Raw genomic sequence first — 23,720 nt, forward strand, 5'->3', positions numbered from 1 at the left:
AACATCGGATCCAGTTAAGTAAAAATAAAAACGTATAGTCTGAATGCAAAAAAGGATCGAGTTTTCTCGTAACTTTGTAGATTTCTAGATTTAATTTGACTTCAGTGCTATAGAATTAAATAAGGACAATGCAATGAATGAGTTGAAATTCACAAATACCCATGAATGGATAAAAGAAGATCAAAATGAAGTAACCGTGGGCATTACCGACCATGCCCAACAATTATTGGGTGATATGGTTTTTGTTGAGTTGCCTGAAATTGGTGATGAAGTAAGTGCAGGAGAAGAACTTGGTGTAGTTGAATCAGTAAAAGCTGCCTCTGATTTTTATGCACCCGTGAGTGGTATCGTTACTGCCATCAATGAAGTAGTAGTCGAAAATCCAGCTCTTGTTAATTCTGAACCCTATGCAGCGGGTTGGCTTGTCAAAATGAAGCCCAGTCATCCAGACGAAATTAATAGTTTATTGACTGCGGAACAATATCAAAATGAGATCGCTGAGGAGCATTAATTATGCCTTATATCCCACACACTCCCGAAGATAGCAAAGCCATGCTTGATTCCATTGGGGTTCGAGATACTCAAACCCTATTTGATGAAATTCCATCGTCTTTGCAATATGCAGGGTTTCAAAATATACCTGCGGGTATCAATGAAATGGATATGCTCAAAGAAGCAAACAATCTGGCTAATAAAAATAAAAATGGAATCTGTTTTATGGGCGCAGGATGCTATGAGCATCATATACCTGCAGCAGTGTGGGATATCGCTTCTCGTGGCGAGTTCTTAACCGCATACACTCCCTACCAAGCCGAAGCCAGTCAAGGTACTTTGCAGTTGTTATACGAATACCAAACCATGATCTGTGAATTAACCGGTATGGATGTATCCAATGCATCGATGTATGATGGCGCCACCGCATTAGCCGAAGCTATTTTAATGGCTGTCCGAGTGAATAAACACAGTAAAACCAGTCGTGTGTTAATCCCTGGGACAATTCACCCCTTCTATCGTGAAACCATTGAGACCATCCTGCGAAACCAGCATATTGAAGTGCTAACATTGGCCTTTGATGAAAAACAAGGGATTACCCCTCTTTCCGCATTAGAAGCATATACAGGAGAAGATATTACTGCCTTGGTTATTGCGCAACCCAACTTTTTTGGATGTTTGGAACACGTTGATGAGCTCAGCGATTGGGCCCATCATAATAATGTTATTAGTATTGCCTGCGTTAATCCTGTCTCACTTGCCTTGTTAAAGCCGCCAGGTTCATGGGGGAAACATGGTGTTGATATTAGCTGTGGTGAAGGCCAACCTCTAGGCTGTCCTATGGCATCGGGCGGTCCCTATTTTGGGTTTTTAAGCACCCGCATGGCTCATGTACGCCAAATGCCTGGTCGAATTATCGGCTGTACTTTGGATAAAGATGGAAAAAGAGGATTTACTTTAACCTTGCAAGCACGGGAACAGCATATACGTCGGGCTAAGGCCACCTCAAATATTTGTACTAACCAAGGTTTATTAGTGACCGCCGCGACAATCCATATGAGCCTTTTGGGCGCTGAAGGATTACGCCAGGTTGCAAGTCAATGCCATCAGAATACTCATGAGTTAGTAGATGCTTTAACCCAAATTGAAGGTGTAGAACAAGTTTTTTCTGCCCCTTATTTTCATGAAGCAGTACTTAAGCTCAACCAACCTGTAGAGCACGTGTTAGAACAATTAGCCCAAGCAGGTATTACTGGTGGTTATACCCCAGGAATTCATTATCCTCAACTGAAAAATACCCTTTTAGTCTGTGCTACGGAAATGCGTACTGCAGAGGAAATTGCACTTTTTGTCCGAACCTTGAAATCCATCCTGTCCCAACGAGGTGACTCATGTTTGTAATTCAGTTAACCTACTTAGTTCCTCTAAGTGAAGTAGATAAATACCTACAAGCACATCGAGAGTTTCTTGATTACTACTATAAGCAGGGTTTATTACTGGTTTCAGGTCCTATGAAACCTCGAACAGGTGGAATTATCATTGCAGCCACAAATGATCGCGCCTATCTCGAATCTATCTTCAAAGAGGATCCGTATTATTTGGCGGAAATTGCGGAGTATCAATTTATTGAATTTACCCCTGTCAATCATCGAGCTGAACTTAAAGAATTTATTCAAAAAATGGAAGGCAAATTATGTTGATTTTTGAATTATCTAAAAAAGACTGTCAGGCAACAGCGCAAGCGCCAAAAATTTCAGCCAGTAAATACGCGATTCCTGCTGAATTGCAGCGAAAAACGCCCCCCAAAATGCCGGCATGTTCCGAATTGCAAGTAGTTAGACATTTCACACGTTTGTCTCATAAAAACTTCTCGATCGATAGCAATTTTTATCCTTTGGGTTCCTGCACCATGAAATATAATCCCCGAGGGGTTCACAAAGCCGCATCCATACCCAACTTTCTCAATCGCCACCCTCTAGCGACTGAAGATAACAGCCAAGGTTTTTTAGAGCCTTTGTATCGCTTGCAAGAACATATTGCTGAAATTACAGGGATGGCTGGGGTATCTTTAACAGCAATGGCAGGCTCACAAGGAGAATTTGCTGGCGTTGCAATGATAAAAGCTTATCATCAATCTCGAGGCGATACAGCACGCGATGAAATGCTGATTCCCGATGCTGCCCATGGTACCAATCCAGCCTCTGCAGTCATGTGTGGCTTTAAGATTGTTGAAATCCCCACTGCTGCGGATGGCGACATCGATTTAGAGGAATTGAAAAGCAAGCTGGGGCCCAGAACAGCCGGCATCATGCTAACTAACCCCTCTACATTGGGTTTATTTATGCGTCAAATTAAAGAGATAGCGGCTCTTGTTCACCAAGCTGGGGGATTATTGTATTACGATGGCGCTAATCTTAATGCAATTTTAGGAAAAGTACGACCCGGTGATATGGGCTTTGATGTGATGCATTTAAACCTGCATAAAACCTTTGCAACCCCACACGGTGGGGGCGGACCTGGTGCTGGTCCAGTAGCGGTAGGTAAGCGTCTGCTTCCGTTCATACCCTTACCGATAGTGAAAAAAACCGATTCGGGATATCAATGGGCAACCCGGCAAGACTACCCACAAAGTATTGGACGCCTGTCTTGTTTTATGGGGAATGCAGGTATTTTACTGCGTGCTTATTTTTATATGAGAGTACTGGGTAAAGAAGGTTTACTTCGTGTTTCAGAATATGCGACGCTTAATGCAAATTATCTACTTAAAGAATTAACTAAAGTAGGATTTACTGCAGCCTATCCGCAGCGACGCGCCTCTCATGAATTTATTATTACTTTAAGTCCAGAAAAGAAAACATATGGCATTACTGCAATGGATTTTGCTAAAAGGATGTTGGATTATGGCGTGCATGCCCCCACAACTTATTTCCCTTTACTCATTCCCGAATGTCTTTTGATTGAACCTACGGAAACGGAGAGCAAAGAAGAATTAGATCATTTTGTGCGGGTTATGAAAAGCATTAGGGAAGAAGCAGCCACAAACCCTGAGTTGGTTAAAAATGCCCCCCATACCTTGCCCGTCAAACGGTTAGATGATGTGAAAGCAGCACGCGAGTTGGATTTAAATTATTTTGCCACTCATAAAGAAACCTAGATCCATTTTGGGATTTTGATATAAAAAATTGGCTATAGCGCATAACCCTTTATAAACCTCACTTGGACGTATAAGTACGATACGTTCGAGTGATGGATCTTCCTTTTTCAGGCTACATTTAAAACACATAGAGTACGTCTTGTGCATCAACCCTATTAGGTCTATAACTATAAAATGGAATTAATAATTTTTTTTACCCCATTATCACCTACGCTATAGAGACACGATAATAGCGTTGTATTATAAAAGAAGGAATGTATAAAGTGCTCCCCAAGAACCTTACAGTTCTGCATTTTCTTTTACGAGACATACAAGCCTGTATGGATTTACGCTACATAGAAAAAATTCTTCCTTTGCCTATGCTCGAAATCGTGCCCACCAGCCCAGACTATTTTGTTGGATTAATGAATCTTAAAAATAAATGCATACCCATTCTTGACTTGGCTATTGCTATGGGTTTAACCCGAAATGAAACCTATCCTTTGAATATACCCATTTTATTATGCTCCGATGGAACACATCAGGTGGGTTTGATTGTTGATAAAATGCTTGAATTGAGCTCCATTGATGAACAGCAAATTGAAATTCATGAAGAATTTACGAGTGATAACTCACCTTTTCTTGGCGCCGTGACTTTGGAAACAGGGGTTTCGCTGTTAATCAATATCGATTGGATTTTTGCTTTAAAACTAACCCACTTCAACCAGATGGCTACTAATCATGAGTAATATGAGCGCTAATTTATTAGATGACATAAAAAAGCTCGAACCCGCATTTATGGAATTAATCCATACCCGTTATGGACTTATAATCCAGGTAAATCAAGCCCAAGAATTAGCAAAAAACATTACTGACGCATGCATTAAATTTAATTATCGCCCCCTAGAATACTTAGAGCAATTGAAAAGTTGTGCCAGTAACTCTTCTTTACTAGCAGATTTAGTTGCAGCAATTACAGTGGGAGAAAGTTACTTCTTTAGAGACAAAAATCAAATGCAATTACTTGAGCATAAACTGCTCCCACAATTGCTAAAACGAAAAGCAGAAGAAGCTACTTTAAAAATTTGGAGTGCCGGTTGTTCTACAGGTGAAGAAATATATACCATTGCCATGTTGTTGGCTAAGCTCATAACCAATCTTGATGCATGGGATCTCTATTTAATAGGAACTGATATAAATACGGCTGCACTTCAAAAAGCCATTTCAGGAATATATGGACAATGGTCCATGCGCTCTATTCCAGAAAAATACCTACAACGATATTTTCTAAAAAATGAGCGCTCCTATGTTTTATCACCTGAGATTCGTGATTTGGTGCAATTTAAATACCTTAACTTATGTGATAAGACCTATCCATCTATAATCAATGGAATATACGAGGTTGATTTAATCTTATGCCGCAATGTGCTAATTTATTTTGATAACGAACTGGTTACAAAAATTATGAAAAAGATAAGTGCATGCATGTCTGGAAGCGCTTATCTTTTACTGGGCGCATCAGATCCTATAGTTACAATGGGGACAAATCTTGCTTTTCATTATGATGGTGCAATCTATTTTTCCCTAGAGAATAATGATGAAAGCGAACAAGGATTTTGAATGATGATCAAAGAACAAAAACATGCTTCGGAATTGATACCCAAAAATAAAGAAGCCATTAAAATACTGCAGGCCAGAGCAAGGCAACTTGCCCAACAGGAACTCGATACCCACAAAAATCAGGGTATTACTTTCGTACGCTTTAGCCTAGGTCAAAATGAACATTATGGGATCCCTTATCAATACGTTCAAGAAGTGTTACGGAATGTATGCATCGCTCCTGCCCCTTTCGTCCCTCATTTTATTACTGGGGTGATCAACTGGCGGGGGGCGCTGATTACAGTTGTAGACCTACTTAAATTTTTTCATCTAAATCATTCAATTCCAAGTACCGAACAACAGAATGAATTCATCATTGTTCTTCAGATAAATAATATAACTCTTGGCTTACTTGTTCAGCACGTCGAAGGTAGTGAACTTTATCTACCCAGTGAATTAGCTGAGCCTTTATCCTCTCCGAATGTGCCCCATCCAGAATATATTCTGGGATTACACCATGCCGCTACGGCAATCATTAATGTAGAAACGTTAATATCAAGTTTGAGTCAAGAAATTAAACTGCGCTTATATAAGATAGGAGAGGTCCATGGAAACTAATGGGAATAAACGATTTGTTATTACAGTACGCGCTCGTTTGTTAATTGGCTTTATGACCCTTAGTTTACCTGTAATTATATCCATTTTGTTTTTGATACCCAAAGTGAATAACGTCGTTTACTTGAATCAGGAAATTCGTCGTGAAAACTTACCGGAAATTCTAGATAGTCAAATTTATCAGACACAAGACCTTCTCGAGCATTGGGCGATGACGGGAGATCCTAGCTCCAAAGAACATTTGGACCGTTTGTGGAGCGAAATTAATGAAGTTAGAGACCGATGGGATCAAGTAATGCACTCCCTAGGAGATAAAAAATTACAAACTAAATGGGATAAATTGCAAGAATTATATATACCTCTTTATGATATTCAAAAATCCTTTATCAATTCCCCGAGAGATCCCAATAATTCCAATAATGTAGAAAATAGTAGGAATAAAACAAGAGAAGTCGAAAACGCAATGATCGATATTATATTAGGTTCCTATTCTTTAGAAACAGGTAAGAGAACTGGTGGCTTGTATGCATACGTATCGCAAGAAATTGAAAAAAATACAGATGAAATAAATGAAAGCTTAAATTCCTTAAAATCATCTGCTTATGCATTATTAATTCTTGCCGCTTTTTTAACTTTAACAGTGCCTTATGTCACCCAACGTTCCATAGCGAGGCCAGTGGATAATGCAATTAATATTGCTGAACGCATCGCCGCCGGGGAACGTGATATCGATATTAAAATACGAACTGCAGATAAATTAGGCAAATTGCTGTTATCGTTAAAAACAATGCAAGAGGCGATTAAGAAAAATGAAGAAATCCTTCGCAGCAAAGAAGAGGAATCTCGAGAATTATTTGAAAAATTAGTCAATTCATCGAAAAAATATCGACTACATAGCAGTAAAGTGGCTTCAGGTGATCTTAGAGAGCGTCTTGAAATAGATAAAGAGGATATATTGCAGGATTTAGGCAAAGATTTAAATTTGATGACCGATGGACTCGCATCCATCACCAAAAAAATTAGTAAAGTCAGCAATGATATAGTCACGATGGTGGGTACGGTACTTACCTCTGCAAATGAACAAGCAGAAAGTATTACTTCTCAAGCGTCTGCTATTAATGAAATCAGTGCTTCCTTGGAAGAAATAGATAAAAGCTCAAAACAAACCATGACTAAAGCACAAACACTCCGCGAAGTGGCTAAAAATACTTATGAACAAGGGAAACTGGGTAGTGAATCCGTAGAGCAAAGTATCCAGGGTATTAAAGCTTCAGAAGAAAAGATGAAGATAATAGCCCAAACCATTCTTGATTTAAGTACTCACACGCAACAAATTGGGGACATTACCTCGGTAGTTAATACGCTTGCCCAACAATCCAAAATGCTCGCCTTGAATGCATCGATCGAAGCATCCAAGGCGGGTGAAGCGGGAAAAGGATTTGCAGCAGTGGCAACAGAGGTGCGAAATCTTGCCGAACAGTCAGAGCAATCCACCGTACAGGTACAAAAAATTCTTGAGGACATTCGACGCACTACTGAACGCGCGGTTACAGTGACCGAAGAAGGAGCCAAGACTCTTGATTCAGGAATAAAACTCGTTGAAAAAGCAGGTCATATTATCCAAGCTTTAAGTAAAATGATTAATGAAGCGTCCATTTCAAGCCAACACATTGAAGTAGCCATTCGCCAAGAAGCGGTTGGAATTGAACAAATCGTTGAAAGTATGAATGAAATTAATCGAACTACTTCAACTTTTTCGAGTGGAATTAAAGAAATGATGACATTTATCCATAATTTGGATGGTATTGCCAAACATCTAAAGGAAGATATAGGTATCTATAAAGTTTAGGAGCTCCATATGACTCCAGACGATGAATTACTGGCGACATTTAGTGCAGAACTTCAATCATTACTGACGCTTATCACCGATCACTTAAAAAAAATGGAACAAAGTGAATCGAGTGATTTAAGTCCTATGATGGAAGAAATTTCCCGCGCAGGACGAAACATTAAAGTTTCTGCATTTTCTCTAGATGTCGATGATCTGGGGAAAATGGCTGAATACATTGAGAAATTGTTTGAACCGTCAAGGAACGTTTCCCTTGAATTAATTAATTTAGGATTTCGTGCTGTAGATGGAATGCGTGAAATTCTTCATGATTTTATAGAAAAACAACCGCTTTCTGAGGAGCATCATGCATTATTGTATCAGTTACAGCATGCTCTCTCCGATGAGGAAAAAATTGTAGAGTCTCAACGTTTAGAGGGACAACCTACCTCTGATTCAATTGAAAAACCAACGCCTAAAGCCTTGGATAATGAATTTATAAAAAAACTGGTTGAAACATTCAAATTAGAACTCCAGGAAAATTTAATCACTATTACTGATGGTTTATTGCAACTTGAAAAAGGAACTTTATCTGCAGAGGAATCCAAGAGTTTATTGGAAGAACTTTTTCGAATTGCTCATAACATCAAAGGTTCTTCTCGGGGTATAGGGGCTCTCGATGTTGGTGAGATTGCACATCATATCGAAACTTTATTTGCCGCAATCCAAAAAAAGAGTATAAGAATTTCTTCGAGCCTGATTAATCTTTGTCTGCAATCGATCGATTATATGAATGAAGCCATGCAATGTTTCAGTGAACAAAAACCACTATCATTCGATTTAAAAAATCATTTACTGCAACTCGAACATCATACTGAATTATCCAGTGAAGAAATGCCATTACCAGAAGCAAGGGCAGAATTTTCGACGGTTAAAAAAGCGCCTCTGCCTCAAGAGGGACAAGTAAAAACAACTGAATTTGAATCAATCCGGGTTTCGTTACAAAATTTAGATCGGGTTTCAGTTTATACCGAAGAAATTCAAGCCATTAAAATTGCCATCGAAGAATATTACAACAAATTAACGAAGATAAATTTTAAAATTGAAAATCTGGTTCAAGCATGGAAAAAAAATAAGGCTACTCTAAACATTTTTATGCAAGAGAAAGAAGAATCAGAGGAATCTTTGTTTGCTACAAGTTTTTTTGAATTATCAGAAATCCATGATTCGACGCGTTTAATGCAAAGGGAGATGCGAATCCCGGTTAGCGAATTATCCATTTTATTAAATGCACTCCAGGATGAGATTCGCACTTTGCGACTTATTCCGGTTACCACTCAATTACGTTATCTACCACGAATCGTGCGTGATTTAGCCCATGAATTGAATAAACAAGTGAATCTTGAAATAAATACTAATGATGTAAAAATTGATAAAATGATCCTCGATGGCTTAAAGGATCCGATCGTTCATCTTTTACGTAATGCAATCGACCACGGGATAGAACAAACCGAAGTCCGTAAAGCCGCCAGTAAATCACCTCAAGGAAATATTCGCATCAATGTCAACCAGGAAGACAATCAAATTGTATTCAAAATCATTGATGATGGTGCCGGCATTAAAACCGATGATGTGATTCGCATCGCGTTGCAAAAGAACATAATTACCCCATCTGAGCTTGAAAATATGAAAAAAGAAGATATTTACGAGCTCATTTTTCGACCGGGTTTTTCCACTCGAGAAATTGCAACTGATATTTCAGGCCGTGGCGTCGGTTTGGACGTCGTACGTTCTAATTTGCTTAGGCTAAAGGGCCAGGTCAGTATCGAAAGCCAACCCGGGGAAGGAACCACTTTTTTTCTGAGAGTACCCCTCACCTTATCTACGGAACGTGGATTAACGGTTGCCTGTAATGAGCAAATATTTGTAATCCTTACCAATTCTGTAGAAACAATTATGTTATTAAAAGAACATGACATTATGATTGTGGAAGGAAGTCCAAGTGTTCTTGTCAACGAACAACCAGTTTTGTTATGCTCATTGTCTAAGGTACTGCAACTTGGTGAAAACAAACAGAATAAAAAAGAACATATCTCCGTGGTGGTAATCAAAAAAAATGGGGACTGTATTGCCTTACTTGTCGACGAAATTATTGGTGAAAGGGAAATTGTACTTAAACCGTTGCAAGAACCATTAACACATATCCCTTGTGTCATCGGAGCTACTCTAACCGGCAGCAATCAAATTAATTTCGTATTAAACTCCGCGGAGATTATTAGAAAAATGCTGCTATAGTGAACTATTACCCATGATTAAAATTTTAATTGTTGATGACTCACCAACCGAAGTTGCATTAATTCAACACATCATAGAATCTGAAAAAGATATGGAAGTCATTGGGATTGCCAAAAATGGAAAAGAAGCAATTGACCTGACTACCCTATTAAAGCCCGATCTTATTACGATGGATATTCAAATGCCTATTATGGATGGGCTCGAAGCCACTCGCATTATTATGGCCCAGAATCCGACACCCATAGTAGTGATTAGCTCCCTGGTGAATGATGAGTCACTCTCTGCCACGTTCCATATCCTTGAAGCAGGTGCGTTAACTGCATTAGCCAAACCCGTTAATGTATTTTCTCCTTCTTTTGAAGAAAGCAGTCAACACATTGTTGATACCCTAAGAAGCCTCTCTGATATTCGGGTGATCAAAAAACCGCTAAAAAAATATTCACCTCTTGATGAAAGCAAAAAGCATAACCCAGAAGACACGAACAACATAAATTATGAAATTTTAGGAATAGGCGCTTCAGTGGGCGGTCCTATGGCATTAAAGGCCATTCTCTCGAAATTAGATTCTAGTTTCCCAATACCTATAATGATTGTTCAACATATGAGTCCAGGCTTTCTTCGAGGATTTGCACAATGGCTTGCAGAAAATTCACCGCTTCAAGTAAAAAATGCGGTCGATTATGAACCATTACAAAAAGCAACAGTATATGTGGCCCCCGAACACAAGCATATGGAAATTGAACGTGTTCATGAACAATTAATATGTAAACTAGTTGATGGGCCTCCTGTTTCTGGTTTTTGCCCTTCGATTACACGATTGCTGAACTCTATTGCTAAAGTTTCTGGAGATAAGGCGATTGGAATTCTATTAACTGGAATGAGTGATGATGGTGCAGAAGGTTTATTGGCATTAAAAAAAGCTCATGGACATACATTGATTCAAAACCAGGAGAGTTCCATTGTTTTTGGTATGGGAGCTGTGGCTCAGTCCTTGAATGCTGTAGATCAGGTCCTTGGCTTAGAGCAGATTGCAAGTTATTTAACCAAAATTTGTCCATCAAAACATGAGTAGCTCTTTTATGGAAAAAGAAAATCCCGTAGTCTTGGTGGTGGATGACAGTGCCACCATGCGCTTAATTACCTGCAATGCATTACTTAAAGTAGGTTTTGAAGTAATTCAAGCTGAGAATGGTGAGGCCGCATTATCCTTACTTAAAACCTCGAAGCCTGATGCTATTTTGCTGGATGTAGAAATGCCTGGTCTGAATGGTTTTGAAGTCTGTGCAGCGATTCGAAAATTACCCGATTGTCTTTTCCTTCCTATTATGATGGTCACTGGATTAGAAGACTATGAATCCATTAATAAAGCCTTTAAGGCTGGAGCTACTGATTTCACCACCAAACCAATTAATCCAACGCTATTAGGATATCGTGTCCGTTATATGGTACGGACTAATTCGTATTTTCAAGAACTACAAATTGCTGAACAAAGAGTCAAAGCCTTGAATGAAGAACTGATAAATAAGTTAGTTGAAATCCAGCAAAATGCGATTGCAGTAGCACGCTTTGTTCCTCAAGATTTTTTGAAAGTTCTAAATCGTAAAAATATTGCAGATATCAAGCTCGGCGATTGTGTTGAAAAAGTCATGACCGTTCTTTTTTTGGATATAAAATCGTTTACTACACTCGCTGAACGTTTAGCGCCTGTTGAAATTTTCACGGTTTTTAATGAACTAATGAGTTATTTAGATCCTGCTATTTTAAAAAATTCTGGCCTTATTGATAAATATATTGGTGATGCCATTATGGCATTATTTAATAGTGCCGATGACGCTGTGACCGCGGCATTGGATATGTTAGAAGCTTTAGATCGTTTTAATGCCACCCGAGTTCACGATAACCTAAAACCGATTAATGTAGGAATTGGGATAAATACCGGTAATTTGATTGTAGGCACTGTTGGTTTTGAAAAACGGATGGATTGCAGTGTCATTAGTGATGCAGTCAATATAGCTTCTCGACTTGAATCATTAACTAGAAGTTTCAATATTGAACTTCTCATTGGTGAACAAACCTATGAAGAATTAAAACAAAAAGAAAAATACAATTTACGTAGTTTAGGTTTAACCCAAGTGAAAGGCAAAAGCTTATCTATAGAAATTTATGAAGTTTTTAATCATAACTCCCCCACTGAAATGCAGTTAAAAAAGGATTCAGCTACTCTTTTTAAGGACGCTGTAACGCATTATGAAGCAAAAAAATTTGCGGATGCGGCAAATTGCTTTGAGCAAATCGTACTAAAAAATCCAAATGACTCACCAGCACAATATTATTTGCAGAAATGCAAAGAAAAAATGTAATGAGTCATTTTATCCAGGTTAAACGAGTGATGACCCTTCTTAACCGGCTTTAATTTGATCCACTACTTGTTGGTTGAGATGGGTCACAATTAGACTGACTAATTTAACTGCTTGCTCATAATCACGTTTATCAAACATTCCAGCTTGTTGATGTGCATAGCGAATAGGAACTCCGATATTGATACTAGGAACCCCTGAACCTGAACCTTGAACTTTTGAGCCATCTTGACCATAACCCATTTCTGACTCAAGTTGCACTTGAATATTATTTTTTTTTGCTAAATCTAAAATCCAGTTAAGTAGTTCTTGATGAGGAATCATGGAGCGATCATAGACAAATAAAGTAGGACCTTTACCCAAGGCTATTCGGCCTTTGCGTTTTGCAATTAAAGCAGGATAATCATCGGCAATACCTACCTCAACATTAATGGTAATATCGGGATGAGTACTTTGATATACAGTACTTGCCCCACGTAGCCCCACCTCTTCCTGTACGGTTGCTGCTGCATAGAGTTGATTAGCTTTATCCTGGTTTTTTATAGAGTCTAGAACATCGCCAATAAGCGCCAGCCCCAAGCGATCGTCAAGAGCCTTTGCTAAAAAGCGGTTTTCACTCAAAGAACTAAATTGGCTTGCAGGAGTCACTTGCAATCCTGGACGCACATTGAATTTGCTTTCAGCCTGCTCTTTTGTTTCTGCCCCGATATCAAGAAAAATAGCATTCCCCGAGGGCAACTGATTTTTCTTGGCTTCATCAATAAGATGGGTCGAGTCCATCCCTGAATAAGCTAAAATAGGCCCATTAGGCGTGGATATCATCCAACGCTGTGCAAAAATTACGGAAGTTGGAATACCGCCTAAAGGAATAACTTTGATAAAGCCATCTGGAGTAATTGATTCAATCATATATCCTACTTCATCCATATGTGCCATTAACAAGACATTAGGACCTTTCTGATTTCCTTTGTATTGGCCAATTAGATTACCCATTCCGTCTACTGTAATACTGTTCATGGATTGCTGCCATTGTTGCTTTACCGCATCCCGAACAGACTTTTCAAAACCAGATGCACCTGCCAAATCCGTTAATTTCGCTAAAGAATGATTGTCTGCAATAGCACTTGTTGCGCCAAGCAGCGTTAACCCTGCTGTGAAGAGATTTAATTTTTTCATACCAATGTCCTTATCTAAAATCGGGTGTGAGAAACGTTGAATCAATAAGCCGGTAAAATCCATCCTCTTATTCAAAGGCTTTCCCTGAATCTTCTATGCTTTGCTGAAAAACTATTCTCAGGATCCGAAAGATCCTGCCAACCACCCGTAGCCTCACGGAAAAGCCGCGTACGTAGACTCCGGATATGATTAAGAAATAGTATTTGTTCACAGGACTCAGCGGATGTTTTTTTCCGAATTATTGTGACCTTATTCTACTATAGTAAGCCTCAAATATTTAGGCTATTATTGCCCTTTTCATTGGAATAATTTTTGCCATGCACACTGCCATTGTAATTCCGGCCCGCTATGCTTCTACTCGTTTACCAGGAAAACCTCTGGCAATGATTCAAGGGCAAACGATGTTGCAACGTGTAGTCCGCTTATCACGTGCTGCTGCGGAAGGATTAGAAAATGTGTCGGTAGTTGTTGCAACAGACGATGAGCGAATTGTCCATCATTGTAAGGAATTAGGTGTTGCATCAATAATGACTCCACCAGAGGCGCCAAGTGGAACGGATCGTGTCGCCGAAGCAATACGCTCTATGGAAAGTCAACCCGATTTCATTTTAAATATGCAGGGCGATGCTCCTTTAACACCGCCAGATTTTTTACGTGCATTAATCGATGCGTTCACTACTTCTCCTTGTGACGTGATTACCCCCGTAACTCAATTAACCTGGGATCAGCTGGACAATTTGCGCCAAAATAAGTTAGCCACTCCCTTTAGTGGTACTACCGCCGTATTCGATGAACAAACAGGCCACGCTTTTTGGTTTAGCAAAAATATTATTCCTGCCATCCGCAAAGAAAAAGAATTACGTCAAAACAGTGATAAAAGTCCGATTTTTCGTCACATTGGCTTATATGGTTATTCGCGAGATATGCTCGAACGCTATATTAACTTGCCAGAAAGTAAATTTGAAAAAATGGAAGGTTTAGAGCAATTACGTATCTTGGAAAATGGCTATACAGTTCGTTGCATTCCCGTTGACTATAGAGGTCGTGCCAGTATGTCAGGCATTGATAGCCCAGAGGATATTGCTCGTGCTGAAGCATTGATTGCCCAACACGGTGAACTATTAGAGAGTATGTAACTATGAGGACTCGATTACTGGTTGCTCGTCATGGAAATACTTTTGCGCCTGGCGAACTGGTTCGAAGAGTAGGCATTACTGATTTACCGCTGGTAAATAGTGGCTTCACTCAGGGAAGCAAACTGGGCAACTATCTGAAAACCAATGGTCTTATTCCAGATGTAATTTTTACTTCGAAGCTTAAACGAGCCATACAGACTGCAGAACAAGCCCAAAAGGCTATGGGGACCCATTTGTCGATTGAAACGCTGGCCATTTTCAATGAAATCGATTACGGGCCTGATGAAAATCTGCCCGAAGAAAAGGTTGTTGCACGCCTTGGAAAGGAAGCAATTTATGCATGGGAAACACAAGCTATAGTGCCTGAAGGTTGGAATGTCGATCCCTCTTTACTGATTCAGAATTGGGTTGATTTTTCTATGCGTATTCGTAAAGAATACCCCGGGAAAACATGTCTGGTAGTTACCAGCAATGGAATTGCTCGTTTTGCGCCTTATTTAACGGGTGATTTTGCAGCATTCAGTGCGCAATATGGAATCAAAGTCGCAACCGGAGGATTGTGTGTCTTTGAGCATAAAGAGCCATCTGGGACATGGGATTGTCTTGCTTGGAATGTAAAACCTCAGTGATGTTGGAAGATTTTTCATGAAATTATGGATGATAGGATGTTCTCTATTTATAAGTTCCATTTGCAATGGGGCTTCTCAATATTGTTCCCCAAATCAGCCCTGTTGGCCCACTCAAGCACAATGGGACGAGTTTAATAAACAAGTAAATGGGCATTTACTACGCGGACAATCCCCTTTATCTCCTTGTTTTAAGAATTCTAAGAGCCCTTCATGCCAAAAGGTTCTGCATGAGTTAAAAAATCCTTATTTTATTGAGTCACAAGCTGGGGCAACCCAATCCAATGGGTGGGTCGGTGGCTGGCAAACCGCAGTGAGTTCTTATGTGGTAGCAGTGGAAAGCGCCCAAGAAATAGCTGCTGCAATTAATTTTGCACGCACGCATCGAATTAAACTTGTGGTGAAAGGCACTGGTCATGATTATCTTGGTCGCTCCAACGCACCGAACTCACTTTTAATCTGGACCCATCCCCTTCGTGAGGTCACTATTCAAGATCATTTCATTCCACAGGGGTGCCCTGCAACCCAGACTCCCACGACTGCAGTCACGGTTGCCGCAGGCACACGATGGATAGAGGTCTATAAAGAAGTCACTACCCACAACGGCCGCTACGTTCAAGGGGGAGGTTGTGCCACAGTCGGTGCTGCGGGCGGATTTATCCAAGGAGGGGGATTTGGTAGTTTTTCCAAAAAATTTGGCACCGGTGCCGCTGGTGTTTTAGAAGCCGAAATTATTACTGCAGATGGAGTCATTCGCACTGCTAATGCCTGCCAGAATCAAGATTTATTTTGGGCATTAAAAGGTGGAGGTGGAGGTACCTATGGCATTGTCAGTAAAATTACATTGCAAACCCATGACCTTCCCAATCTATTCGGAAAAGTTAAAGGTACGATCACTGCGAAATCGGATGCAGCATACTTCCAACTTATTCATCATTTTATCGAGTTTTATCGTCTCAAACTCCATAATGACCACTGGGGGGAACAAGTTGCTCTAACCCCGGATAATAAAATGAATTTCTCGCTCGTTTTTTCGGGCTTAAGTAAAACCGAAGTAGACAAACTTTGGCAACCATTTCTTAATTGGTTAGCAAAAAAACCCGAGCAGTACCAATTTAGCCTTCAGAGTGCAACTCGTCCTCCTAGGCACTACTGGGATTTTGATTATTTGCTTGCTAATGCACCAGAAGCTATTGTGGTTAACAAAGGAAAAAATGCGCCCCCAGATGAATATTGGTGGGCATCAAATCAATCTGAAGTATCTATGTATATTAATTATTATTTATCCATGTATCTTCCGTTCACATTATTTACGGAGGAAAACGCAACATCATTGACCAAAACACTTTTCGACGCATCGCGTTTTGTTGAACTTACACTTCATTTCAATAAAGGATTGTCGGGTGCCCCAAAAGATGCTCTTGCACGTCAAAAAAATACGTCCATGCATCCTGAAGTACTTAATGCAGCGGCTTTAGTCATTATTTCAGGGGGTCAACAATATACCTATGCCAATGTTGCTGGACATGAACCGGATTTAAATAAAGCTAACGCAGCGATAAAGCAAGCCCATAAGGCTATGGAACGACTACAAACCTTAAGTCCCAACTTGAGTACTTATCCAAATGAAGCAGATTATTTTATTAAAAATTGGCAATCGGCTTTATGGGGATCCAATTATCCGAAACTCCTGCAAATAAAACACAAATACGATCCTCAAAATTTATTTACCTGCCATCATTGTGTGGGAAGCGAGTAAGATTGATAGAGAATAGATTCTAGCGGGATGAAACGCAGCGTAACCTGGGAACATTTTGGGATGAAACCCGGGTTACGCTCACACTTCAGTCTGGTTACATTTTAAACATCATCAAAGTAATTTTTTAATGTTTGCTGTACGTCCAAATTGAGCTCACCAGAATTAGGATCAATCGCACTTACTGTATCCCCAAGATACCCGATCGCCCAGAAGAATATATTGTTGGTTTCCATATTCGCTTGCAAATAAGGCATGAGTGCATTTGTAAAAAAGGCCTTGCCCTTTGCAGTTTTCCAGGATGCCTCACCCAGAACAACTGGATAACCTGCCTTATATAAAAATCCCCACGACCAGTCGAATCGTAATTGACTTGGAGTTCCTGGCGCAGTTTCCCAGCCAGCGACCTCAGCAGGATATACATGGGGTGAGAAAACGATATGGCTGTTTTGCGCTTGTGAATCGCCCAACAACCACTGCAATGCAGTCTGGTTTATTCCTTGACTCACTAATTCTTTTTTAAATTTATCCTTATCAAATACGGGAACTCCAGTTTTAGCTTGTTTTTCATTGAGTAACGGCTTGAAATCTTCCCCCCAATTCCCTTTAAAAAACATCCGCTCTAAAGTGCCACATAAAGCTGGATCAGGTGAGTGACTGTATCCATTATCATTTACGATCTTCGATTTGGGGACACAAATTACAGGATTGTTTGAATCATCATTTCCTGAATCAGGCCCTTCTACAAAGAGCAACAGACTAGGATTGTTTTTCTGAATTGCATTCGCAGCTGTTGCTATGACTTTTGTCCAGGGTACTTGAGAGTCATGCATTTTAAACCAATTTAAACGATAAGGTTCATTAAAAATATCAATGCCTAACACATTGTCTAAGTTACGCTTTTTAATTTCTGTAGCTAAAAGAGAAATATCTTGTTCGTAACGTTTCATATCATATACAGTACCATCTCGCATTGAATCGCCATAACCATGACGGTGATGGATGTCAATCATTACTCGGATGTTTTTCTTTTTTAACTCCTGTAAAACCGTCCAGAACGCTTGTTTTGGACTTACTGCTTTTTCACAAGCACTTCCATTACTTTGCCATGTTTTACAAAATAAGCCATTACCCGCGCTGGGAACCGCTTTATCTGAGAGCCACTTATTCAAATCAACCTCATGTTGATCATCATACAGAACCTCTGGTTGTATCGGTAATCTTAAGGTTTTAAAACTAACCCCTGAGTTTTTATCTACGCCTGAACTCGGGAACTCCCATGGCTTGCTAATTAAATTCATCATTCCATAAGCTCTTGGGCTAGAACTTAATGAGGGAATTGCATAAAAAGGATTGCTCTGTAAGCCTTGAACCACATTGGTGTCTTGGAATCCAGACCATGAGAGTCCGTCAATATGAACCAGCTGACCTTTATCAGTGTAAATTTTACTTTCCCGAGTCTGGTAGGAGTGCGCATTCCATGCAAGCATTAGTAATAAACAACTTCCTAATACATTCATTTTTTTCATTCACTGTACCTCCAAATTAATATGGATACTTACTTAAAAGGGGGATTATTTAATCACCGCCACATCATTTAAGACAAAAAATAGATGAGTTTTGCAAAATTTTAACAAAACAGATTGATTTCAATTGGCGCCAAACAAAAGCCTGATGGGTGCAAACCCGAGAATCGTAATCCATTCAAAATTCTCGAGTTACACTGCAAACAAAAAAAGGATCATTATCCTACATGGGAAAAACGGCGATCGTTTTCATAAATTGACTTTTTAACCAATTCATCCATGTCCGGACTAGGTTCGCAAGACTGATAAACAACTTTTAAGGGAGAAACATCCACAGTTGATTTGGTGATATTATTTTGCAAATAACCATCTAGATTTCTAAAAGTAAGATACTTATCTGTAGCAAACTCTTGGCATTCGGCCATAGTTTCGTCTTGGCATATTGAAAATTTAATTAAATGCTCTGCATGAAATGGTTCATGACTTTTTGAAAACACGTACTGCATATCGTACAAAACGCTATCAGCGCCAGCACAAAAATAAGAACCGGATTGAAATGTGTTATTTTCGAATACATCACTACGAATAAAACGACCTTCTCCAGGTTGCAAACCCGCGAGAGTTACTTTATGAGTTGCTATTTCTTTAGGATTGTCTGCAAAAGCATAACCAGTTAAAACCAAACCCAATATTACCGAGGCTACTTTCATCATTCTGTTTTAACTCCTAATTTTGAAATAAATATTCTCTGTAATGATTTTATTCTCCTTTAAACCAATACAAAGAACAGGAAAACAAGAGCTATTGTCTAAAAATAAAACACCAACTCTGATTAATTTCAGTCCGTCATTATACCCTATTTCATACGAATAGTGTAAAAATTTATAAATTAATTCGCATTTTGCTCGAAAACAGCCTATGTAAATGAGTCTGGAATTGGTGAGCTATCAATACATTAAATGCAAAGTCTTTTTCGGGAAGATGACATATTTTTTGCTCTCTTTGTCTTTTTTATTAACCGAATAAAAATTATTTTGTTACAATGCCCAAATTAAAACTAGATGTGCTTTTAATGAATGTCTAAAAAATTAATCCAAAATTTCAGAACTGCATTAATACATTATTTGAAAAATCCATATGATGAGAAGAATAAAAAAAATCTAACCGAATCGGCTTTCGCTATATATGACTATGCTGCGAAATTGAATAATAGCATGGAACCCGATAAATATATGACATCTATCGATAACATGGTTAAAGCGGCAGTTCGGGGAATCAAAGTACATCCTTACCTTGCAGAAGTATTGGATTCGTTTTCTCGTGAATTAGGGATGTTGGATCAGAAGCATAAAGCATATGCATTTCATGTCCTCACCATCACTTATAACTGGTATTTGAGAGAGCGTGTAATTGATCCGAAACAATTCGCTCGGAAAAAATTAGCAACAATAAAGAAAACAATCCAACAATTAAAAGTTACTAACAATCCTTATGTTGAAGAATTAGAAGCTGCCCTAACTCAACTCACCGCATTAGTTAAGCAGTATTTTAAATTAACGCCGGAGAAGCAATTACACGAGCATTCGGTCCTTGAAGAACGACTCAATTTTACTTGTGCGGAGCATCGAGCCGCCATTACTAGTGATGTTCGAGTTAAATTTGCTTTTTACAGTTTCCTTTCCCTAATTTTTAGTATTTTTGATGTATTGGGATTTTCTCTTGCTGCCGAATGCAAAAAAACAAATAGCTTTTTCCAAGAGGCTTCATTAACTCCCCAAAATACCCTATCCGATTTTAGAATCCCCTTTATTAAAGTTAAAGATAATTTTGAGGATGAAGAGCAATTACTTATTTTTGGTATCTCATAAAATTATTAGAGGCCTGTTTTCAGATCGTCCTCACTTTCAAGACTGTCAACTATAGTTGAATCGGGTGCCGCATGAAGATGATGTTTTCCAGTGGGGTTTTTTAAAATCTTATGCGTGGGATGAGGCGATTTTCGTTCAATTTCTTCAAAATTAGATTTGTTTACCAACCCATCTGTCTCGGAGTAATGGATTTCTATGGGAATTGGTTTTTGGACATGCTCTTCCGTTAAATATCGTGTTAAATTTTTAAAAGCGCTCGCTACAAAAGAGATAAAATCAGAAAACGACGAAAGCGCAGAAGCACCACCTTCTCGCCTTATCCCTCTTTGCCCTATAAGATGAGCATGTTCATCTTTATCGCTCGGATTCGATCTAATCGTTGGTAGATTACCGATAATTTGCAACAGTGGATTTTTCATAGCTGCTGGGGCTATTAACTGAATTTTCTTTATCTTATCTTTAGGCATATTTGCAGGTGGATTATCATTAAGTTCATGGATCATTTTTAATGCATTAGCAATAACAGCACCTCCTAAACTGTGGCCTAATAAGATTATTTCATCCACATTGGGATCTAAATAGGCCTTTTCTAACATACTATAAAAATCTAATTGCATTTGTTTTATATTTAAATCCTCTTTCCCACGAGCTTCGTCAAAAGCAGCCCCCGACTGGTCATAACTTTTGACTGTGTACCCTTTTCTGACATATTGGTTAGCAACCACATTAAAAGTATTTACGCTGTCTTGTAATCCATGGACAGCTAAAACCAATTTCTTGCTAGGTTCATTTTTCGTAGAATCAGACCACGTTTTTATTTGTAACGTTCTTTTATCTTTCTCAGGGTTATATTTATTAAATTTTTCGGGATGCTTTGCAGAGAAATCAATAATAGCCTGCTCTATATAATTCTCAAATCGACTTGAAAAACCTCTCTTAAAACTTGATGATAAGAAATGGCTGGCAATCTCTTTAACCGCATTATCAATATGATGTGGTGGTATTGCTTGATTCTTTTGATATTTAGCTAATATCCCTCTGATTGCTCGAAGATCGCGTGCCCTGTTCTCATTAGGGTTAGGATTTAAATCTTCATATCGCTTACACGCATATTCTATTACTTTGGCAAAATCATATATTATGTTTTCTGTACTATAGCTAGCATAGGGCTCTAATGCGCTAAAAGCTTTGTGCATTGTTTTATTTATTTCTTCATTCGCCTTAGCTTCTTTTGACTTTCTTTTAGCAATAACAAAAGTGGCTAAGCAAGTATGCCAATCTTTAGTATTGGAATAGTTTCCTTCAGGAGTTTTTTTTGCTTTTTCTACTATGGAGGAAATTACTTTATTTATTTCTTCTGGATTAATTTTTATAATTTTTTTTGAAATTAAACTGGTTAATGCCAACTTACATGCTTCTACTAAAGCGGCATCCTTTCTGGATTCGACTACGAGGGCATCTAATTTTTCTTGGTATAAAAGAAGGGCAGCCCTATTGTAATTAACAAAATCAGGGTTGTTCTTAGTAAATATTTGATACGCCTTTAGACTTTTAGGTTGTTCAGGAAACCTAGCGCTCTCTTTGTATTTTTCTATGCAATAGACAGTAAAAGCTTCATCTAGATAGCTTAATTTAAGCGCTTTTGGATTAGAAACATTTTTCTCATTATTAAGGTTTGGAACTTTAGAACTTAATGTTGTATATATGTTTTTATAGCTATTACCCATTTATATCTCACTCAAAAATATTTTTTCTGATATGTATTTTAAGTTCTTCTAGGATGTAATTTTTATTCATATCGTATAATTATTATACCACAATTTGTCTGCTTGAATTTTTATCGCTTCATTGATACCGCACCGCTTTCAATCAATTGTTTGGACTGCAACAGTGGTCAACTCATTACCATTATGACAAGTAAATAATAACTATTTGATTTCACGCCAAAAAAGGCTTTGCTATTAAAAAAAAATGGGTTATAACTCTCTTTTACCTGAATCAAGGATTGACAGGTATCTAGGATGGGTCAGCATGATGCTGAATATTATTTTTTCATGGAGTGAGAAAATGAACAGTAAAGTATTTTCGCAACGCTTCAATCGCGAGTTGGCTTCATTGGACTTTCCAGAGGAATTAACTGAAAAAGTCAAAGCCGTAGCTAAGGTATTTGGAATTTCACGTCATTTAGCAAACTCTTTAATCTTTGGTCACATACTTCCAGCAACCGAACAACTTAACCGAATCGCTGAGATTTTAGAAGTATGTCCCAAATGGTTATGTGGGGCAACCGACCGAAAAAAAACTTATCACGCTCGTGAAACTACAGAATGATGTATAATAGTTAAAGTTGAGATAATTATTATATATTTGTAAAATGCTGTATCTGATCTTAGAGTCGATTATTGGATACAGCATATGTATCTATTTTCATCATTGAATATAGCTTTTATTCGCGGGTTATTACCATCATGGAATGCTTAAGTTTTTGTATTGCCAAATCAATTGATTTATCACGTGTTGACAATCATTTTAAAAATGCTTCGACTGACTTTACCTCATTGAAAACTCGAGATGTCCTAAAGTTAAGTGCAAATCACAATAAAGACCACACTATATTCATTTTTAAAAATGGCACGGTGGTTTCCTGGGGAATCAAACGTTATCAAATTAATGATTATCTAAGTACCATTAAGCTATTGGTTGATAAACCGGTCACTCTTTTGGTACATGATGAATTTCATTATCAATTCCGTGATAAAACTACGATAGAGCCACATGATTTTTTTGATGTGGATTGCTTGACTATAGAGGATGAAAGCGATGAGCTCAAACTCAGTCTCTCTTATGGGTTTTCTCAATCAGTAAAATTACAATATTTTGAAACAATTATTGATGCGCTAATTGAAAAATACAACCCTATGATACAAAGCCTTTCGCATACTGGTGAAATGGAAATTAGCCGTACTCAAATACAACAAATAATTGGAGAGATCCTGGGTGCTAAAAGTGAAATGAATCTAATTAGTAATTTCCTTTATCATCCCAAATACTTTTGGCAACATCCAACTTTAGAAGAACACTTCACTATGTTGGAACGTTACCTACACATTCAAAGACGTGTCAATGCAATTAATCATCGACTCGATACACTCAATGAAATTTTTGATATGTTTAATGGTTATCTCGACAATCGACATGGCCATAATTTGGAGATTATTATTATCGTTTTAATTATTTTGGAAATTATCGTTGCCGTTTTAAACCTACATTTTTAATAAATTAGCCTTTAATTAGAGCAAATTAACCCAAAACA

21 protein-coding genes are annotated in these 23,720 nt (G+C 38.4%); 17 read left to right on the forward strand and 4 right to left on the reverse strand.

Going from position 1 to position 23,720, the window contains the following annotated elements; genetic code table 11:
* Positions 1-133: 133 nt before the first annotated feature.
* The 11 genes from gcvH (at position 134) to ACWTE2_RS06750 (ending at position 12,322) form a co-directional block, all read left to right on the forward strand.
* Complete coding sequence (gcvH, locus tag ACWTE2_RS06700; protein ID WP_182391995.1) at positions 134-511, forward strand: glycine cleavage system protein GcvH; 378 nt, start codon at positions 134-136, stop codon at positions 509-511.
* 2 nt (positions 512-513) lie between these two features.
* On the forward strand, positions 514-1,893 hold the full coding sequence (gene gcvPA / locus ACWTE2_RS06705) for an aminomethyl-transferring glycine dehydrogenase subunit GcvPA (protein ID WP_454784723.1): 1,380 nt from the start codon (positions 514-516) through the stop codon (positions 1,891-1,893).
* Complete coding sequence (locus ACWTE2_RS06710; RefSeq protein ID WP_454784724.1) at positions 1,884-2,192, forward strand: YciI family protein; 309 nt, start codon at positions 1,884-1,886, stop codon at positions 2,190-2,192. Before gcvPA ends, ACWTE2_RS06710 begins: the two co-directional genes overlap by 10 nt.
* The gene (gene gcvPB, locus ACWTE2_RS06715) at positions 2,186-3,646 is read left to right on the forward strand and encodes an aminomethyl-transferring glycine dehydrogenase subunit GcvPB (protein WP_454784725.1); all 1,461 of its coding nucleotides are present in this window, start codon (positions 2,186-2,188) and stop codon (positions 3,644-3,646) included. The genes ACWTE2_RS06710 and gcvPB overlap by 7 nt, the downstream gene beginning before the upstream one ends.
* Positions 3,647-3,900: 254 nt before the next feature.
* Entirely contained in the window at positions 3,901-4,374 is a 474-nt protein-coding gene (locus tag ACWTE2_RS06720) for a chemotaxis protein CheW (protein ID WP_454784726.1), read from the forward strand.
* On the forward strand, positions 4,367-5,245 hold the full coding sequence (locus tag ACWTE2_RS06725; RefSeq protein WP_454784727.1) for a CheR family methyltransferase: 879 nt from the start codon (positions 4,367-4,369) through the stop codon (positions 5,243-5,245). Before ACWTE2_RS06720 ends, ACWTE2_RS06725 begins: the two co-directional genes overlap by 8 nt.
* Complete coding sequence (locus tag ACWTE2_RS06730; protein WP_454784728.1) at positions 5,246-5,842, forward strand: chemotaxis protein CheW; 597 nt, start codon at positions 5,246-5,248, stop codon at positions 5,840-5,842.
* The gene (locus tag ACWTE2_RS06735; protein WP_454784729.1) at positions 5,832-7,688 is read left to right on the forward strand and encodes a methyl-accepting chemotaxis protein; all 1,857 of its coding nucleotides are present in this window, start codon (positions 5,832-5,834) and stop codon (positions 7,686-7,688) included. The genes ACWTE2_RS06730 and ACWTE2_RS06735 overlap by 11 nt, the downstream gene beginning before the upstream one ends.
* A gap of 9 nt (positions 7,689-7,697) precedes the next feature.
* Positions 7,698-9,962, forward strand: a complete 2,265-nt coding sequence (locus ACWTE2_RS06740) for a chemotaxis protein CheA (RefSeq protein ID WP_454784730.1) — start codon at positions 7,698-7,700, stop codon at positions 9,960-9,962.
* Between the two features lie 13 nt (positions 9,963-9,975).
* The gene (gene cheB, locus ACWTE2_RS06745; protein WP_454784731.1) at positions 9,976-11,034 is read left to right on the forward strand and encodes a chemotaxis-specific protein-glutamate methyltransferase CheB; all 1,059 of its coding nucleotides are present in this window, start codon (positions 9,976-9,978) and stop codon (positions 11,032-11,034) included.
* Positions 11,035-11,041: 7 nt separating this feature from the next.
* The gene (locus ACWTE2_RS06750; protein ID WP_454784732.1) at positions 11,042-12,322 is read left to right on the forward strand and encodes a response regulator; all 1,281 of its coding nucleotides are present in this window, start codon (positions 11,042-11,044) and stop codon (positions 12,320-12,322) included.
* Positions 12,323-12,361: 39 nt separating this feature from the next.
* On the opposite strand, the gene ACWTE2_RS06755 is transcribed toward ACWTE2_RS06750, so the two are convergent.
* Positions 12,362-13,495 (reverse strand): M42 family metallopeptidase, encoded by a 1,134-nt coding sequence (locus ACWTE2_RS06755; RefSeq protein WP_454784733.1) that lies wholly within the window; start codon positions 13,493-13,495, stop codon positions 12,362-12,364.
* A gap of 317 nt (positions 13,496-13,812) precedes the next feature.
* Between ACWTE2_RS06755 and kdsB the strand changes: the two genes are divergently transcribed.
* The 3 genes from kdsB to ACWTE2_RS06770 are packed head-to-tail and all read left to right on the forward strand — an operon-like array spanning position 13,813 to position 17,016.
* Positions 13,813-14,631, forward strand: coding sequence for a 3-deoxy-manno-octulosonate cytidylyltransferase (gene kdsB / locus ACWTE2_RS06760; RefSeq protein WP_182392007.1), 819 nt, complete (start codon positions 13,813-13,815; stop codon positions 14,629-14,631).
* Positions 14,632-14,633: 2 nt separating this feature from the next.
* A complete protein-coding gene (locus tag ACWTE2_RS06765) occupies positions 14,634-15,260 on the forward strand; it encodes a histidine phosphatase family protein (RefSeq protein ID WP_454784734.1) in 627 nt (208 codons plus the stop codon).
* 16 nt (positions 15,261-15,276) lie between these two features.
* The gene (locus ACWTE2_RS06770; protein WP_454784735.1) at positions 15,277-17,016 is read left to right on the forward strand and encodes an FAD-dependent oxidoreductase; all 1,740 of its coding nucleotides are present in this window, start codon (positions 15,277-15,279) and stop codon (positions 17,014-17,016) included.
* A 101-nt stretch (positions 17,017-17,117) separates the two neighbouring features.
* On the opposite strand, the gene ACWTE2_RS06775 is transcribed toward ACWTE2_RS06770, so the two are convergent.
* On the reverse strand, positions 17,118-18,542 hold the full coding sequence (locus tag ACWTE2_RS06775) for a cellulase family glycosylhydrolase (RefSeq protein WP_454784736.1): 1,425 nt from the start codon (positions 18,540-18,542) through the stop codon (positions 17,118-17,120).
* A 215-nt stretch (positions 18,543-18,757) separates the two neighbouring features.
* The gene (locus ACWTE2_RS06780) at positions 18,758-19,252 is read right to left on the reverse strand and encodes a hypothetical protein (protein WP_454784737.1); all 495 of its coding nucleotides are present in this window, start codon (positions 19,250-19,252) and stop codon (positions 18,758-18,760) included.
* A gap of 363 nt (positions 19,253-19,615) precedes the next feature.
* Between ACWTE2_RS06780 and ACWTE2_RS06785 the strand changes: the two genes are divergently transcribed.
* A complete protein-coding gene (locus ACWTE2_RS06785) occupies positions 19,616-20,407 on the forward strand; it encodes a hypothetical protein (protein WP_454784738.1) in 792 nt (263 codons plus the stop codon).
* Between the two features lie 5 nt (positions 20,408-20,412).
* On the opposite strand, the gene ACWTE2_RS06790 is transcribed toward ACWTE2_RS06785, so the two are convergent.
* On the reverse strand, positions 20,413-22,134 hold the full coding sequence (locus ACWTE2_RS06790) for an alpha/beta fold hydrolase (RefSeq protein ID WP_454784739.1): 1,722 nt from the start codon (positions 22,132-22,134) through the stop codon (positions 20,413-20,415).
* Positions 22,135-22,474: 340 nt separating this feature from the next.
* On the opposite strand from ACWTE2_RS06790, the gene ACWTE2_RS06795 reads away from it, so the two are divergent.
* Entirely contained in the window at positions 22,475-22,738 is a 264-nt protein-coding gene (locus ACWTE2_RS06795; protein WP_182392014.1) for a hypothetical protein, read from the forward strand.
* 137 nt (positions 22,739-22,875) lie between these two features.
* Positions 22,876-23,682, forward strand: a complete 807-nt coding sequence (locus ACWTE2_RS06800) for an RMD1 family protein (protein ID WP_182392015.1) — start codon at positions 22,876-22,878, stop codon at positions 23,680-23,682.
* The last annotated feature ends 38 nt before the right edge of the window (positions 23,683-23,720 follow it).

The organism is Legionella nigrisilvae (genome assembly GCF_977063395.2).

Bases quoted from the DNA above. Each gene is read 5' to 3' on its own strand.
- gcvH (WP_182391995.1), top strand. From the start codon at position 134: ATGAATGAGTTGAAATTCACAAATACCCATGAATGGATAAAAGAAGAT.
- gcvPA (WP_454784723.1), top strand. From the start codon at position 514: ATGCCTTATATCCCACACACTCCCGAAGATAGCAAAGCCATGCTTGAT.
- ACWTE2_RS06710 (WP_454784724.1), top strand. From the start codon at position 1,884: ATGTTTGTAATTCAGTTAACCTACTTAGTTCCTCTAAGTGAAGTAGAT.
- gcvPB (WP_454784725.1), top strand. From the start codon at position 2,186: ATGTTGATTTTTGAATTATCTAAAAAAGACTGTCAGGCAACAGCGCAA.
- ACWTE2_RS06720 (WP_454784726.1), top strand. From the start codon at position 3,901: ATGTATAAAGTGCTCCCCAAGAACCTTACAGTTCTGCATTTTCTTTTA.
- ACWTE2_RS06725 (WP_454784727.1), top strand. From the start codon at position 4,367: ATGAGTAATATGAGCGCTAATTTATTAGATGACATAAAAAAGCTCGAA.
- ACWTE2_RS06730 (WP_454784728.1), top strand. From the start codon at position 5,246: ATGATGATCAAAGAACAAAAACATGCTTCGGAATTGATACCCAAAAAT.
- ACWTE2_RS06735 (WP_454784729.1), top strand. From the start codon at position 5,832: ATGGAAACTAATGGGAATAAACGATTTGTTATTACAGTACGCGCTCGT.
- ACWTE2_RS06740 (WP_454784730.1), top strand. From the start codon at position 7,698: ATGACTCCAGACGATGAATTACTGGCGACATTTAGTGCAGAACTTCAA.
- cheB (WP_454784731.1), top strand. From the start codon at position 9,976: ATGATTAAAATTTTAATTGTTGATGACTCACCAACCGAAGTTGCATTA.
- ACWTE2_RS06750 (WP_454784732.1), top strand. From the start codon at position 11,042: ATGGAAAAAGAAAATCCCGTAGTCTTGGTGGTGGATGACAGTGCCACC.
- ACWTE2_RS06755 (WP_454784733.1), bottom strand. From the start codon at position 13,495: ATGAAAAAATTAAATCTCTTCACAGCAGGGTTAACGCTGCTTGGCGCA.
- kdsB (WP_182392007.1), top strand. From the start codon at position 13,813: ATGCACACTGCCATTGTAATTCCGGCCCGCTATGCTTCTACTCGTTTA.
- ACWTE2_RS06765 (WP_454784734.1), top strand. From the start codon at position 14,634: ATGAGGACTCGATTACTGGTTGCTCGTCATGGAAATACTTTTGCGCCT.
- ACWTE2_RS06770 (WP_454784735.1), top strand. From the start codon at position 15,277: ATGAAATTATGGATGATAGGATGTTCTCTATTTATAAGTTCCATTTGC.
- ACWTE2_RS06775 (WP_454784736.1), bottom strand. From the start codon at position 18,542: ATGAAAAAAATGAATGTATTAGGAAGTTGTTTATTACTAATGCTTGCA.
- ACWTE2_RS06780 (WP_454784737.1), bottom strand. From the start codon at position 19,252: ATGATGAAAGTAGCCTCGGTAATATTGGGTTTGGTTTTAACTGGTTAT.
- ACWTE2_RS06785 (WP_454784738.1), top strand. From the start codon at position 19,616: ATGTCTAAAAAATTAATCCAAAATTTCAGAACTGCATTAATACATTAT.
- ACWTE2_RS06790 (WP_454784739.1), bottom strand. From the start codon at position 22,134: ATGGGTAATAGCTATAAAAACATATATACAACATTAAGTTCTAAAGTT.
- ACWTE2_RS06795 (WP_182392014.1), top strand. From the start codon at position 22,475: ATGAACAGTAAAGTATTTTCGCAACGCTTCAATCGCGAGTTGGCTTCA.
- ACWTE2_RS06800 (WP_182392015.1), top strand. From the start codon at position 22,876: ATGGAATGCTTAAGTTTTTGTATTGCCAAATCAATTGATTTATCACGT.